The following is a 15,136-nucleotide window of genomic DNA, read 5'->3' as shown; positions in this document are numbered from 1 at the left end:
TGTCTTCCTGTCTTCCTGTCTTCCTGTCTTCCTGTCTTCCTGTCTTCCTATTCGATCCCGACATGTCCCAACCGGATCCTCCCTCAGAAGTCATGCCGCGCCACGTCGCCATTATCATGGATGGCAACGGGCGATGGGCGCAAAGTCTTGGGCTGCCCCGCATCGAAGGCCATCGCCGCGGTGCGGCTTCGGTGAGACGAGTTACCGAACTTGCCGCCCAGTGGAAACTGGAGGCGTTGACCTTGTATTGTTTGTCGAGCGAGAACTGGAAACGCCCCAAGACCGAACTTGAATTCTTAATGCATTTGCTGCGTCAGTACCTCATTGATGAACGTCAGACGCTTCGAGATCAAAACTTGCAACTACGATTCATCGGACGACTGGATCGACTCGGTGATGAGGTCATTCGTGAAGTCGAAATGACTCAGCGGTTGTGTCGCGACAACACCGGCACGGAGCTGGTCTTGGCGGTTGATTACGGTGGTCGCGACGAATTGACCCGGGCGACACGATCGATCGCCGAGCGAGTCCAAAACGGATCGCTCAGGATCGATCAAATTAGCGAAGAGACGATCGCCCAGCAGCTCGACACTCGAGGACTTGCCGAAGTGGACTTGATGATCCGCACCGGTGGCGACATTCGAATCAGCAATTATTTGTTGTGGCAAATCAGCTATGCGGAGCTTTGGTTCACGACCAAATGTTGGCCCGATTTCGGCGAAGACGATTTTCGCGACGCGGTCGAGGATTTCGCGTCCCGTCAGCGTCGCTTCGGCGGGCTACTCTAAGGCACCCGCGACTGAGGCCTAAACCCGACGTTCTTCGCTCGACAAGATCGCGCTAAAGAACAACCCGGACGTTCCGGACTTTTTGACGGGTTTGTGCAGGTGGCTGCGGACGGCTCGCATCACGTCGCGACGTGAAATCTGTCCGCGTAGTCGACCATCACCGTCGAGCACCGGAAGTCGCCGACACGATTCGGTCAAAAAAGTTTGAGCGATGGTGAGCAAATCGGTTTCTTCGATGATCGTGGGAGGATTGGCATCGATTAACGAGAACACGTCCGTGCTGGGCATTCCGTCGTAGGCCATCGAGACGGTGAAACGCATACACGATTTCTCCGAGAAGGTGCCCAGAAATTTACCGTCCTCATTCACCACCGGTGCACCGGAGATGCGATTGCGCAACAGCACGTCGAGCGCATCGAGCGCGTCCATCGTTGGTGAGAGCGTGATCAGATTGCGAACCATCATTTCGCGAGCCGTCACGGCGGGCATGCATGACGGATCCATCGTGGGAAGTTGGGACGAGCCCATGGCTTTGGTCATCGTGTCACTCTCTTGAATCGGGGATAGAAACATGAGTCAATGGCCGCTTCACCGCAGGCCGATGATTCACTGTTGCCGAAACGCGACGGTGTCGTCAAGAAAATTCTGTCACGATTCGCGAGCTGCCCTGTCGCATCGGTTCGCTTGCGGATTTGTCGCTTTTTTCACAATCGCTGCCTCTCCTCGCTTTTTCCGCTAAAATCGGTCAAAACAGTGCACTCGAAACCAATTCGGGCGGCGAGACGAAACGCCATGTGAAAGTTGTCACGATATCGTTCATTGAGAGGTCATTGAGATGTTTGGTCGTTGGGTGGAGTTTGAATTCGATTGTTTGCCACTGCGTAGTTTGGGGCGACTGGATGTCCCATTGGATGCGTCGCCGAAGTACGAAGCGTTCGTACTGAAAGTCAAATCGGCACTCTCCAAACACGGTGCGCACAACACCTATTATCTGCATCATGCCATATGCCGGTTTCATTTGACGAATGATCCCAACAGTGGTTTGGTGGAATTTGATGTCGAAGGCGTGGTGATGACCGGCGAGCAAGATGTCAAAACAAAAGCGGTCGATTTGAGCATCACCTTGAGCAAGGAAACCTGCCCATGGCTGAACGAGCCGTCGGTCGAGTTTCTCGCCGAATCGGTCAAGCACGCCGTGGCGATCGAGTTCGACCGATACATCCAGGCCGGTGATTTGACCAAAACCAAGGCACGGATCGAGGCAATGTCCGAGCAGATCGAAAAAGGCGACGGCTTCCAAGCCATGTACCTGTAGATGGCTCGCTTACCCGAATACGCAAGCCTGTTCCAGCAGATCGCCGACACACGCGGCCAGCTCAAGGCACAACTCGAAGCGGCGCTTTTGGGAAAGGATGAAGTTTGAATCATGAATGATGAAACGAAGAAAAGAGCGGTGGTGAAGAAAGGAGCCAAGTCCAAGCCTTCATCACTCAACATTCATCATTCAACTTTCTCCTACCCCGAGCTGCTCGGTGAGATCAAAGCCAGAGTCCGGGAGGGCCAACAGCGAGCCGCGATGGCGGCTCACGCGGAAATGCTCTCTACCAATTGGGGCATCGGTCGGATGATCGCTGCCCGACAGGAGGCTGCGGGGGTGGGGAGCGGGCGTGTTGGAAAAACTCGCTACGGACCTAAAGAACGAATTGCCCGAGGAAAAGGGGTTTTCCGCCCGAAATCTCAAACTGATGGTTCAGTTTTTCCACGCGTATCCCCTTCTGGTCCTATTTGGGCAACGGGCCGTTGCCCAATTGACCAACGAGCCGAAAACGCCCACTGTCGCACTATCCCAGGCCGACGTGGTCGTGTTGAGTGCGGTGACGAAACTAAGCTGGGCGCACAACGTCATCTTGATGCAAAAAATCAAGCATCTTCCCTCGCGGGTCTGGTACGCACGTCAAACGCTGGAACAGGGCTGGAGCCGCGACACGCTGATACAGCAGATCAGGCAGGAGGCGCATCGCCTCAACCATCTCTTTGCATGAAAGAGGTTTGCGGGCCTTCTTCAAAACCGCCAAGGCCGCGTCGATCTGCGACATCTTTTTGTCGGTCGTTTTTGTGGCGGCCGGTTTCTTCGGCGTGGTCGCCTTGGCGGTCTTCGGGGCGGGCTGCTTTTTGGCGGCCGGCTTCTTTGCCGAAGCGTTCTTGGCGGGGGCGGTCTTGGTTGCGGTGGTGGTCTTCTTGGTAGCCATGTTTGTGTTCCCGTTGTTGGGCGTTTCGAGGTTCCGCGTTGGCCACCGTGGCCAACGGGACCACACAGTTGAGCTCCTTGCGAATATTGATAACATCACCGCTCGCTGCAGAGCCACGCTTCAGCTAGTCGATCGTCTAACCCCATCGCTCCTCGCTAAAGCATTCCGAGGCCAACTCGTTCCGCAGGATCCGAATGACGAACCGGCGAGCGTGCTGCTCGAACGCATCCGCGCCGCCAAGTCAAACATCAAAGCGAAGTCTTCAAAGCGAAAGCCCAAGTCAAAGGCAACCTAGCCTGAGCGAGCGTCGAACTACGCCAAACCAAGCCGATCAAGCAATCGATCCCAACGCGACAATCGATATTCGCCAATTGGCTGTTCGCCTCGAAGGAAACGCACGATCTCGCTTCCGAGGCTCTTGGCGTACTGATACTTAACAGGGCGTCGTTTTCGGATCGCCGCAGCGCCAGCCACTTGCTCGGGACGATACCGAACAGAGTTTCCAACTTCGCGTTCGACGGCGTTGATGTGCTCCGGCGAGACGCGTGGATCGTTTCGCAACGCCTCAAGAACGCTCTGCTGCCAACGGATGTCATCCAAATCGGGCGCAGCCCAACCCATGTAACGAGCTAGCCGCAGTTGTGCGCGTTCAAAAACTGCCAGCACGAAACTCGCGCAAGTTAAGCCGGTCGTTGTCGGACCAAGAAGGAACTTCTTCGTGCGATCATCGAACGCATTGACAGGAGATCCGAACGAATACGGAATTTGCTCAACGAGATTCGCGTGAGCAATATCCTCGCAGATCGCAGCAACTTGTCGAAGTCTCGCTGTCGGAACTTGCGGATCAACCCAAAAGTACTTACTCGACAAATGGCCTTGCTGCGCCAATTGGCGGTGCCAGCCTAAATGCAAGAACTGAATCGGACCAGACTCGTCGACTCGATAAGTGATACCGGAATGTCGCTGGTCGTCACCGGAATCGCCTACTTCACGAATCACAACAGCGACGTGCCGAAGCTGGTCAACCGATTTATCCGCTTGTCGATGAACCCGATCCATGATTTGTTACTTCAGACCGTCGAGCAGTCCATATTCCAATTGGCCACGTTTCTTGAGCGTTCGGCGTACTCCTCGATAGAGTGCTTTGCGACTAGGCAAGCTCGATTTGATTGGTGCGGTGGCAGTTAGCACCGCAAGCATGGTGTCGACACCTGCTTCATCGATATCGAGGGTCCGCACGTCTTCATCGAGTTCTTTCGCCTGGCCATCTCTCAAGCGATAACGCGTGTTTCGGTAGACACAAGCAAGCGCCGATCGAATGTCACCCAGCTTCTCAAACGCAATGGCTGCCTTGATGTAGTCTTTAGTCGCGGTCTGCTCTTCCAAGCAAGCAACCATATGAGCAGTTCGCAAGTACTGATCGCGCCGAGGAACCGATCGAGTTCTGTCTTGAACAATTTCGATCAACCCATCCGCGATTCCTCTGGCTCGTATGGAACGGCGACACCGCTCGACGAATACTCGCCGAGCTGGGAGGTCAACGTTCTTCTCTTCCGTTGCAGCAAGTGTCAGGATCGAAACATAGAGGGGCATTGCGTCAAAGTCGGTATATGCAAAAATCTTGTTCCACGCTTCGACACCAGTTTTAGACGCCTCGTGCGAAACAGCAGTCACAAAGACATCAAATGCCTTTAAGTCCGGGCTTGGCAACTTGGCAAAAATTCTCACATCGGCACTGCTAGTCGATTTTGTTTGCGTCGAATGCAGCCAACCACAAGCTCGCTTTTTAGTTTCACCTACGTCTTTTGATTCAGTTTCAGCGGCGTCCATGGTCGCTTCACGAATTCCGGATAGTAGAACCCGCTGTGGCCAATTGACCAATGCTTGCAACCGTGAGTTGCGAGGAGTAGATCTCCAATACCAAGCCTTCTGGTCGTTGGTACTACTTACTTCGCCTTCGAGTTGACGGACCTGTTGGAGGAATTCTCGTGGACCGATGGTTAAGCTATTCATCGCGTTTCTCCGATTCACCAGATATCAGACATGGTTTCCCGGTCGATTGAACAAACTCGTCTTTGATAGTGTTTGCTTTCTTAATTGCTCGCTCGCATTGCTCATGTAGCTTCTCAACATCTTTTATGTCGAGTGCGAGGCTTACTTCGTGCCCCCCATCATCGCTGGAGTATGTTATGCGCAATGTATGGGTAACCACGCCGCCTTCGACCTTTTCCCCCTCATCGTCGAAGAGAGGCCGCAAATCCGTAATGATCCGTGCCTTCCGAAGAAGGTTCGCATAGTCGTAGCTCAACTCCATTGCCTTCGTCACAAGACGAACGGGCGTAGAGTCAACCAGACCCTGCATTGATCCTGCAATCGAGTCCCATTCGGCTTGCTGATCTTCGCTAGACATCGCGACTCGCAACGCCTTCATGACATCAACCGATTTCGACTCACTTACGCGAACCAGCATGCTGAGCGAAAGGATCTGCGACAGCAAAAGCTCCGCATCTTCTTCACTGAGCTGCGTCTTTAGTTCGCTAAGTAGATGTTCAGGAACCAGAGGCGTCTCAGCGAGTTGCCCAAGGTGAATAACCAGATCCGCCAGTTTCCCGCTATCGAGCTCTGCGCAGCGAAGAAGCTGGCTAAGTTGCTCTGGATTTGGTTTGATCTTGACAGCCATTGGTTCGGAACTTTTTCAGTTTATGGTAGTTTAGCCCACTCTGCTTACCAAGCAGGGTACTTACGTGTCCAGATCGCTGGAACCGAGGGTGGGGATTTGCCTCGGTCCCAGCGAGTTCTGACTCTTCGCACGCTGCAAATTCCCCGAAACAGAGGCAGGAGCTGCACATGCGAGGGGTGCGGCTAAGGCTGGAGCATTTGATTTTCGATCGAGGAAACCCGTTCTTGCAAAGCACGGACCACGTTTTCTGCAGGCTCAAACTTCGCCTGAAGGTCGGCCAGGATTCGCTCGTGCTCCTCCACCTGCGAGGTGTAGCGGCTCGCTTCCTGGCGGAACGGCGTCGCCTTGGCCTTTTCTTTGTCCTGGCTTATCCAGCTTTTGCGTTTGGTGATCTCCTCATCGAGGCGGGCCAGTTCGTGCTGGGCTTCGTTGAGCTGCTCGATGAACTCGTCGTACTCGGTGACCAGTTCACGGTCCTCGCAGGTTTACCGCAAGTCCATGCGGGCTTGGTTGGCTCGCTTGCGGATCGCGGCGATCGCGCCAGCGACGGATGAAGAGCGGCGACATGGCTTCTTCGTGCTTGGCAGTCGCCATCGCGAACGCTTGCTCGGCTTCCTCGATTTGCTTGGCCAGCCTTCTTGGCCTCGCCTTCGAGCGGAACGATCGCGTCCATGTCGGTGCGCAACTATTGACGCCGAGCCAATAGCTGGACATCGTGGCGCAAGTCATCGAGCGTCATTTCGTTATCGGCCAGCGTGGCCGCGATCAGATCCGCGTCGGTGAACTCAAGCAGATACTGCATAGTTTCGCTCGGTGAAGTACTGAAATTTGCAACACAACCGGAGGTGCGGGGGTAAAATAGGGATCGAACTTCCACCACCGTTACGACTCCTTTTTCTTGCTCGGCTGCGAACCATGAAACGCCTTCTTCTGACCGCCGCGATCGTCTCATCCAGTTGGGCCTCGTCTACGGCGACGGCTCAATATTTCGGTCCGCGATTGGGGTTTCCTGGTCACGCGGCTTGGGGTGCTCCGATTGGTGCTCCGATCGTTTTGCCGCCTCCGCCGATCGCGTTCTACGACAACCCTTGGATCGGTGCGATTCCACGATGGTCTCGTGTCACGCCGTTTCCCCCCGTGACGCCCTCTTACCCGGTGGCGAGTTACGTACCGCATGCGTTTTCGGTGAACATCACGCCGACCGAGATTGACATCCGCACGCCGGGTTTCGAGTACCGGGCCGAACGGCATCTCGTTCCTTCATCGGCTGCTGATTTCGCACCATTGCCGACCTATCCCGGAACGGGGTCGTTGTCCGACGCCGCTTATCGATTGGCGGCCGCGTTGTCGGTCCGACCTGATGGCGATGTTTGGTTGGAGTATTTGCAGCCCGAGCGGGTTGCCCAGACTTCGGATGCGAACGAATTGGCAGAACTATCGTTGCGTTATCAAGGCGTGATCGCCAATCCGGACTTGGCTTGGCTGGTCAACCTAGACGGTTTTCGCGAGGTGTTGGGGCAATTGAGCGGAATGAGCCGCGAGGCCCCATCGGCCCCGGTCGCGATTACCGACGCAGAACCAAATGCCGATGCAACGCCACGTGAGGAATCGCCAGCGTCGGTAGAGACTCCAACCAACGAGAATTCTGGGGGTGCTGACGTTCCTAAGGACGCCAACGAAGTCGAAGAACTCCCCGCCCCCAAGGCCGAGCCGACCACGTCGGTGTAGTCGGCAGATCGGCTTAGGTTTTGTTCGGAGATAGCTTTCCGATCAACCGCTTTTGCGAACCGGTTCGCCGCTCATCGCGGCGTGTTCGGCAGGAACTTCTCGCAAGAGTTTCGTGTACTCATCGACGCCATCTTGTTCTTCGAGCAGGATGTCTTCGAGGAAAATCACGAGGCTGCGATGAGGCTCGGCCAACTCGATCGCTTTGGTGTACATTTCGACCGCTTTGGATTCAAACGCTAAGCTGAACTGCAGCACTTCTCGCAGGTCTTTGCTTTGTTTGATCTCGTTGCGGGTTGCGACGGGGACGCCACCCAAGGAAACAATCTTATTGCCGATCAACGTGGCGTGTTTGTACGACTCTTTGGCATCGCCTTCAAATTTGGATGCATAGACTTCTCGCCAGACGCCTTCGATGATGAAAGAGTTCTGTGAGTATTGGGCGACGCCCGTCCATTCGTGCTTGAGGATCTCGTTTAAGCAATCGAGCAATTCTTGGCTAACCATGGTTCTCTCTAGGGTGGGATATCAATCGAAATCGTGCGGTCGTAAGGCCGCTCATTCGGAAACGATTATCAGTTCAGACATACTAGAGGATTATGACGGATCGAAAAGGGCCGTGTCGATCGGCCGCATCGAGGCAGCGGGATCGGCGATCGTTTCCCAAACGCGTACTTGGACCTGATCGATGATCGCCTCACCTCCGCCGATGAGTTCCATCATCACGTGGATCTCTCCCGCGCCGTTGGTTTGGCGAAACAGTGTCACCGGCGTCCACTCGGGGCGTGGACCGACCAAGACGCCCATCTCTTGGCTGCCGATGCTATCGTAGATCAGCAATCCCTGATGTGGGCGAGTGAATCCGAGCGTTCGCACGACGGCATCGATCCGCACCACGCTGGCAGTTGAAAATTTCGCCGCTGGGCTACGGATCATCAAACAGGTACCCTCATAACCGCCTGGTAATGTCGCATCATTACGGGGAGTTACCCGCAAACGCAGTGCCCCTTTCCCAGAAAACGCCCCACGATCGATCCAAGCGGCTTCGCAGGCGGCCCATTTTGAGTGGCGAGTGCCAAGTGTCCAGCCTTCACGTTCCAAGACACTGGCACCATCGAAGAGACTGGCACCATCGAAGAGACTGGCACCATCGAAGAGGCTGGCACCATCGAAGAGACTGGCACCATCGAAGACACTGGCTCCCTCGATCAAGCTGCCCGCGTTTGCGTTTCCACTTAAAACTTCGGCCCGTTCAAAATCACCCCCTGCAATCAAGTTTTCGCCCCATCGTGAACGGCCGCCTAACTGGTTCGGGCGTGACGGGATTTGTTTGAGACTGGGATGGATAGGCGTTTTCAATAGTGGCGACCATGCGATTTGAGTTTCCAGATTCGCGGCGATCAGTGGCGGACTGCTGATGAAACGCCCCGGCATGAAGGGCGATGGTTCGCTCTCACCGGGCGAAGCGATCGGATCGTTGGGATGAATGCCTTCAAGTAACGCATCTCGCAGCATCCAATCGGCCTTCGCGACCCAGCCGTCGGCCCTGCGCGATAGCCGTAGTGATGATCCAGCCTGTCCTCCTCGGACCAACTGCTCGGCATCGGACAGTGTCGACTGGGCGACCTGCAATAAATCCCATGGCGGACGCCGGTCGACAACCCGGGCCGCGATTGCCTGTTGCCACAACGATTCGCTGCGCCGGATCGCATCGCCGGCCAATTGCCAACGATCCACTGCGGCTTGACGGGCATAACGCTGGGAAGATGACGCTAACTTACCTGCTTCGGATAGCTCGTTGCTGATCGCGATGACTTCCACGAAATCGGGGGAAACGATCTCGATGTTCGTGCCAGCCGAAGTCGTTTCGGGCATCAAACGTTCGGACGAGAAATGAGTCAAACGCCAAACCATCTTGCCCTGGTCCTCTGGCGGAAGCGAAAAGGACAACGTCTTTCCATCACCCGCCAGTGTTTCGTCGCCTCGATGCATCGCTGAGGTCATCAGAATCATCGTCGTCGGCCCAAGCACGAATCGATGACCGACATAGATCGGTTGAGTCGAACCGGCATCGGCGATGATCAGCGGTGTCGGGTCGGGCGTCGCGCCCGCCACCCATGGTTCAATCGCTGCGATGAATCGGTTGACGTACGATAACGCCATGGCCCGGTTTTGTTGCAGTGGCGAGCCTTCGGCTAAGGACCGAGGCGATCGATACAAGATCGCGGACGTGCCGTCGCCGATGCCATCGGCGACTTGTCGCCACATCCCCTGCCAAGGAAACGAATCGCAAACCGGAGTTCCGATCCGGGCGGCGATCGCATCGGTTTGCGCCACCGCCGTCGGGTTGGGCATGCTTCCGATACCGATCGCGATCGGCTTGCCGCCGGCTCGCGTGATTTGTTCCAATCGGAACGTTTTCGTTTCGATCGCCGATAGATTTCGAATCCTCGGGGGCGCGTCCAGCATCACGGCGTCTAGCATCGCCGCGTATTCACGGACGTTCTCAACCGGACTCCCGACAAGCCGTCGTTGCCATCGCACTGGAAACTGTCGCAAACGTTGCACGTCGCGTGTAATGGTTTCGAGGTTGGCCGAGTCCATCGGCTTATCGCCCGCAACGATCCAGGCAGCAACGGGTTCGAGCAGCGGTTGCAGTTTGGGGTCGGGTGAAGATGGGGGCGGCGCGTAAATCTGCATCCGGGCTGCAATGGCCTCCGAAAGGATCGCGGAGGTTGGCGGCGAAGACAACCACACCGCGTCAAAACCCAACGACCGGACCCACGAAAGCGGCTCGTCATGATGTTGCAGGATTCGAGTGACTTTCCCGAAAGGGAACACGGAGTTGCTCGCGAACGAGCGGGGATTCGGTGGTTCGAGAACGTTCGCCGATAACGGGTCCTCGCGGCTCAAGTCCGAGTTCGGTTTGGCGTTGATCCGTTCGACGGGATTGTCCGTCATCTTGGGTTGCGTCGGCACGCCGCGATTGGCCAGATCGGCCGCACGGATGGCACCGGAGGAGTCGTCTTCGTCGATCAACGGCACCATCGCGTCAACGCGTAGTTCGTCGATCCGCACCGAACTGGTTCCCGGACCGCCGTAGACGTTCAGAACCACCGCGTCGACGTACGGGGAGGCAACGTCCGCGTCGATCCCATATTCATTTCGCAGCGCGACCTGTTTGAGTTTCAGATCACGAACGATGTCGCTGACGCCCAGCTTTTGAAATTCGCCCACGTGACTGTATGCCGAACCGAAAACGATGACCGAGGCGGGACGTTTCGTTTTCTCATCCATCAAATACGGAAACCGAACCCGAAAGCCGATCCGGACACCCTTGTGCAGTCCCTTGACACTGACGACGGCGGTCAGTTCGTCGATCGGCCGGACGGGCTCGATCGGGTAGGACAAAATCGCCTTGGTGCCGTGCGTTGCCACCACCGTGATCGTCTCGCACCCGCCGCCTTCGGCCTCGGCGTCGGACGCATGTGCCTGTTCGGTGATTCGCGCGTCGCAGTCACTCTCGTCGAGTGACCATCGCGGCGGGTAAGCGTCTAACGAATCGATTAACTGTCCACAGGCGATCGGCGTGAAGCCAAAAAAACTCATTCCCAACAGGCACCAACACAGCCCGATCGAGGCACCAAGGCGGTTTCCGCATGGCAGCATCGACTGAACAGTTTTCCTACCCGGCACAGCCATGACGGCAAAGTCCACCAAATGGATTCAAGAGCGGTGAAGTCGTTGACCTGATGCAATTGTGGCGGAACAATCCACTGCGATCATGATGTCGAGACGACCTTGAGGCGAATCGACCACGTTTTGTTGAAAAAACTCAACAAGCCCGTAAAACGAACTAGAATCGAACCTAAGTCCTTGGGATACCAAACCTTGGGCGAGATTTCCAGACTGAAACGATGTTGTTTCAAGTCAACGTTGTAAAAACACCACGAAACGATCCGTAAGCTGCAAACCCTTTAATCACAGCGACTTACGAGAAACAAGACCGCTGCCGCAATGAAGTGGCACCTCGAATGCAAAGGAAGGCTTTCATCCAAACCCAACACAGCCCGCCGACGTCGGCCCCACTCCAACTGGAAGCTTTGTTCATGACCAAGATCGCCGCCAACCAACCTAAGCTCAACGACGAAACGCCAGTGGAATTGCAAGAAATGGCCGCTGCCATCGAAGCCCTTCCTGCCCGCTACCGCGATGCGGTCGCCCCAGCTTTGGCTCGCGTGGTCGAGTGCAGCACCCGTCGCCGACGAATTCTGAATTTGGTCCAAGAGGCCCTCTCGCAGTTGCGATTGGACATGAAATACCTAATTTTCGACCTCGAAGCCACCCGCCGCGAACGCGACCAATACAAAGAAATGCTCGAACAAGACGGCCGTCTGTAGGACCTCAGTCCAAGAGCAAGCAGTTGATCTAGTCGGCATCGTCACCCGACGGGTGAGTTTTGAAGTTTCGCTTTTGCCTGTGGCATTGGTTTATCGTAACCCGACGCGTAAGCGAGGGATGAAACGCCATTAAATCCTCTGTATGTATCCCTCGCTCACGCTTCGGGTTACGATGCGAATTCAATCAACGCGTTCTGACGCGTCGGGTTACGGTTAAATCAACAGGGTGCTAGCTGCGGGCTTACGGCAAGTAAGCCGCCATTCGAGGCCTGTGGCGAGCGCCATCGAATGACGCGAATTGCTTGTTCCACTAATTCAACGCGGCGCACCTTTCTCCGGTGCAGCAATCTTCCTCATCGATCGCGAACACCTTCTTTTCCATGGTTCGCAGGTTGGCTTGGTTCACGGAATGGGGCATCCGGAGCCGTGAAGCGAACGGCTGGCAACCACGCCGTTGAGCCACTTCGGGCCAGGTGCTGCGCCGCTAACCTGGGGGCATTTTGGGGCGGTTAACCCGGTCAATCGATTCTTTCGCAACCAAACGAACCCTTTCGTCAGGTTTCTTCGGCGAACGTATGTCCATGCAAGCTAAGTCAGATTGTCGCACCGAACGATCGACGCTGTTGCCGTTGGATTTCTTGATGCGATCTCGTTGTTCCGAAGTTTACAACCATTGTGTTCGAATCGCCCCATGCCTGTTGTTAGAAACGTTCGATACGGTCGAAACTCCGCTCTGAAATCGATTGCAGCTACCCTGCTCTGTCTAGCCGGAGACTCGATGTCTCACGCGGGTCAATGGCACGTTGCCTTGACAGGCGATGACACCAACCCCGGAACCGAAGCGCTTCCGTGGCGCACCCTCGAACGCGCACAACAAGCGGTTCGACAACATCTGGCAAATTCGACAAGCGATGAGCCGAATACCATTTGGATTCATGGCGGTGAGTACCAGCGATCGTCCTGCTGGACGTTCGGTTTGCAAGACAGCGGGCGACCAGGATCACCGACGATTTGGCGAGCTGTGCCCGGCGAAGAGGTGGTGATTTCCGGAGCCACGACGTCCTCCGACCCCGTTACGATTCCGCACGAACTCCTGAGCCGACTCCCTGTGTCGGCGCAATCAAATGCGACCGGATGGCTCGTGCCTCGAGAAACAATGAATTGCGCGTCCGCGTCGTGGCGTGAGGATACGTTTGCCAAAGTTGCCGCCGATTCGATTTTCATGCGACCGGCAAGGACCCCGAACGAGCAATGGGCCGATGGCAGTTGGTCGCACGAAGGGCATTTTCAAAGTGATATTTTGCCGACTGCTTTGCATGCTTCTGAAGCATGGTTGCACGGGTTCTTCGCGGCTCCGTGGGCAGATTCTCGACTTGCGATTGGTATTGATCAGGATGAGTTGACCAGCGAAGCGAACCGGAATGAAATCGTTCGCCATCGTGGTGTGCATGCGATCGAGTTTCTCGATCAAGTCGGTGAATGGTACTACGACCGCGATCACGAACTCTTGATCACGTGGATGCCTGATGATGCGGCCCCCGCCATTACACAAACCGATGCATTGCTTGCGGTTTACGATGCCCATGACCTGCATTTCTCGCATCTTACGTTCCAACAATCGACGCACATCGGTATTGAACTGGTCCGATCCCATCACATCGAATTGGAAGGATGTACGGTTCGGGGAGTCGGCGACACCGGCGTCCATCTGTACGGCGGCAGTGAGATTCATGTGACCGAATGTGACATCGAGCACATGGGCCGTTATGCGGTTCGAGTCGAAGCGGGCGATCGAACAACCTTAGTGCCTTGCCAACACACCATTTCGCATTGTCGAATTCATGACTTCGGCCGATCCCGTATTGGCTTTTCCGCCGCCATCTATCTAGCCGGCGTTGGCTCGACGGTCGCAAACTGTGGCATCTGGGATGGTTCGGACGCTGCCATTCGAATTGACGGAAATGACCACCAGGTCGTGTTCAATGAAATTCGGAATGTCTGCAAAGAATCCGTCGATACTGGAGCGATCTACCTTGGTCATGATTGGACCGAGCGAGGAAACGTCATTCGGCGCAATCTGATATCGGATGTCGGACATTCAGGAATGCTCGACGTAATGGGAATCTACCTCGATGACTTTGCCAGCGGAACCGTTATCGAAGAGAACGTCATCCGAAATGTGGGCCGCGCCATTGCCGTAGGAGGCGGGCGTGACAATCAAGTTTCGGGCAACGTCATCGTCAATTGCCCCGTCGGGATTCAACTGGACTCACGCGGCCAAACGTGGGCCGCCGAGCGAATCGACCAAGGCGACGACTCTCTCAAGGGCTTACTTCAAGAACTCGGGGCCAGCCGCTCGCTTTATATGAAGCGGTATCCCGAGCTGGAGGCATGCGAAAGTGACTCAGCCGGTCGAGCGATCGGAAACCGACTGGAAAGGAACGTCTTGATCGAGAGCGGCGGGATCGCTTTGGACGAATCACTTGACGCGAGCGAACCGAGCATGGTCAACAACCTACGGCATCCGCAATCTCCAAACGAAAAATCTGTTTGGAATCTGGAACAACTAACCAAAGACTCCACCGTACGGTCCGTCGTGCAAGACACTGAAAGTTGGCTGAGCATCGGACCACGATCCTCGGCAACGCAACTGATTTCAAATCCCGTTCCAGCTTCAACGCGAGAGTAACAATCTCGTGTTGAAAAGTAGCCCTTAGAACCTATCCGAAAAGGGGTCTGACCCTCTCCGGCGATACCCTCAAACGAATGAATAACGACTCGCCTCCAAAGGGTCAGACCCCTTTTCGAATAGGCTCTTAGCTCGACTTTTTCCAGGCTACGCAGCCTGGGTAAGGCCAAAGTCTAGCAGTTTGCGGATTGGAGGTGGGAGTTTTTGGACAGCACCACCTCCGGGCACTTGTGCAAAAACCCATTCCATCCACAAATGATGCCGTACGCTAATGATCATATCGCTCAGCGTCACCGACTCTTTGCCCACCCAGTGACGCTGCCGAAAGTGCCCGCTGCTTTGAGGCATCGTGTCGTAAAACAAAACGACAATCGTGTAAAGTAAAAATAAACAGGGGGCCATTCGCAGCACTGTGCGGCGACTCCAACCGCGTGTTGTCTCCAGGCCGAAGTGTTCACGCATCTCTTGGAAGGTCGTTTCAATCGTCCAGTCATACTGCCTCCATAGAAGTCGGGGTTATTCTTCCGTCGGTATTTGCTAGCATTATTCCCCAGCTGAATCCGAATTCGGGTTCGGTTTGGGTGTGATCAGGGCGCGAGGATAGG

At 55.5% G+C, this 15,136-nt stretch carries 14 protein-coding genes; 8 read left to right on the top strand and 6 right to left on the bottom strand.

The features are described from left to right. Positions 1–62 precede the first annotated feature (62 nt). Positions 63–788: a polyprenyl diphosphate synthase gene (uppS, locus tag Pla100_RS27945; protein ID WP_146582266.1), complete on the top strand. Its 726-nt coding sequence runs from the start codon at positions 63–65 to the stop codon at positions 786–788. A gap of 18 nt (positions 789–806) precedes the next feature. Here the strand turns inward: uppS and Pla100_RS27940 are convergent, their stop codons facing one another. Then, a complete protein-coding gene (locus Pla100_RS27940) occupies positions 807–1,361 on the bottom strand; it encodes a CBS domain-containing protein (RefSeq protein ID WP_231603713.1) in 555 nt (184 codons plus the stop codon). Positions 1,362–1,623: 262 nt separating this feature from the next. Here Pla100_RS27940 and Pla100_RS27935 point away from each other — a divergent pair, with 262 nt between their 5' ends. The 3 genes from Pla100_RS27935 to Pla100_RS31310 all read left to right on the top strand — a co-directional run bounded on the left by Pla100_RS27935 (position 1,624) and on the right by Pla100_RS31310 (position 3,332). Next, entirely contained in the window at positions 1,624–2,103 is a 480-nt protein-coding gene (locus Pla100_RS27935; RefSeq protein WP_146582264.1) for a hypothetical protein, read from the top strand. A 316-nt stretch (positions 2,104–2,419) separates the two neighbouring features. Beyond that, positions 2,420–2,830 carry a DUF1016 N-terminal domain-containing protein gene (locus Pla100_RS27930; RefSeq protein ID WP_146582312.1) on the top strand — a complete coding sequence of 137 codons (411 nt, stop codon included), beginning with the start codon at positions 2,420–2,422 and terminating at the stop codon, positions 2,828–2,830. Positions 2,831–2,837: 7 nt separating this feature from the next. After that, a complete protein-coding gene (locus Pla100_RS31310; protein WP_197168299.1) occupies positions 2,838–3,332 on the top strand; it encodes a hypothetical protein in 495 nt (164 codons plus the stop codon). 17 nt (positions 3,333–3,349) lie between these two features. Here Pla100_RS31310 and Pla100_RS27915 read toward each other — a convergent pair whose 3' ends face one another. The 3 genes from Pla100_RS27915 to Pla100_RS27905 are packed head-to-tail and all read right to left on the bottom strand — an operon-like array spanning position 3,350 to position 5,717. Further along, a complete protein-coding gene (locus Pla100_RS27915) occupies positions 3,350–4,096 on the bottom strand; it encodes a hypothetical protein (RefSeq protein ID WP_146582262.1) in 747 nt (248 codons plus the stop codon). A 6-nt stretch (positions 4,097–4,102) separates the two neighbouring features. Further along, entirely contained in the window at positions 4,103–5,050 is a 948-nt protein-coding gene (locus Pla100_RS27910; protein WP_146582260.1) for a hypothetical protein, read from the bottom strand. Next, positions 5,043–5,717, bottom strand: coding sequence for a hypothetical protein (locus Pla100_RS27905; protein ID WP_146582258.1), 675 nt, complete (start codon positions 5,715–5,717; stop codon positions 5,043–5,045). The genes Pla100_RS27910 and Pla100_RS27905 overlap by 8 nt, the downstream gene beginning before the upstream one ends. A gap of 224 nt (positions 5,718–5,941) precedes the next feature. Here Pla100_RS27905 and Pla100_RS27900 point away from each other — a divergent pair, with 224 nt between their 5' ends. Together Pla100_RS27900 and Pla100_RS27895 are read left to right on the top strand one after the other, a co-directional pair. Then, on the top strand, positions 5,942–6,271 hold the full coding sequence (locus tag Pla100_RS27900) for a hypothetical protein (protein ID WP_146582256.1): 330 nt from the start codon (positions 5,942–5,944) through the stop codon (positions 6,269–6,271). Between the two features lie 361 nt (positions 6,272–6,632). Continuing rightward, positions 6,633–7,445, top strand: a complete 813-nt coding sequence (locus Pla100_RS27895) for a hypothetical protein (protein ID WP_146582254.1) — start codon at positions 6,633–6,635, stop codon at positions 7,443–7,445. A gap of 42 nt (positions 7,446–7,487) precedes the next feature. Here the strand turns inward: Pla100_RS27895 and Pla100_RS27890 are convergent, their stop codons facing one another. Further along, positions 7,488–7,949 carry a ferritin-like domain-containing protein gene (locus Pla100_RS27890; protein WP_146582252.1) on the bottom strand — a complete coding sequence of 154 codons (462 nt, stop codon included), beginning with the start codon at positions 7,947–7,949 and terminating at the stop codon, positions 7,488–7,490. A 90-nt stretch (positions 7,950–8,039) separates the two neighbouring features. After that, positions 8,040–11,051, bottom strand: a complete 3,012-nt coding sequence (locus Pla100_RS31305) for a hypothetical protein (protein ID WP_197168298.1) — start codon at positions 11,049–11,051, stop codon at positions 8,040–8,042. Between the two features lie 500 nt (positions 11,052–11,551). Here Pla100_RS31305 and Pla100_RS27880 point away from each other — a divergent pair, with 500 nt between their 5' ends. After that, positions 11,552–11,842: a transcriptional regulator gene (locus Pla100_RS27880; RefSeq protein ID WP_146582250.1), complete on the top strand. Its 291-nt coding sequence runs from the start codon at positions 11,552–11,554 to the stop codon at positions 11,840–11,842. A 691-nt stretch (positions 11,843–12,533) separates the two neighbouring features. Next, positions 12,534–14,531, top strand: a complete 1,998-nt coding sequence (locus Pla100_RS27875) for a right-handed parallel beta-helix repeat-containing protein (protein ID WP_146582248.1) — start codon at positions 12,534–12,536, stop codon at positions 14,529–14,531. The last annotated feature ends 605 nt before the right edge of the window (positions 14,532–15,136 follow it).

The sequence above is a fragment of the Neorhodopirellula pilleata genome (assembly GCF_007859915.1).
Taxonomy (GTDB): domain Bacteria; phylum Planctomycetota; class Planctomycetia; order Pirellulales; family Pirellulaceae; genus Rhodopirellula; species Rhodopirellula pilleata.
Note: the sequence above shows the minus strand (reverse complement) of the source record. Positions and strands in the feature narration are given on the sequence as shown.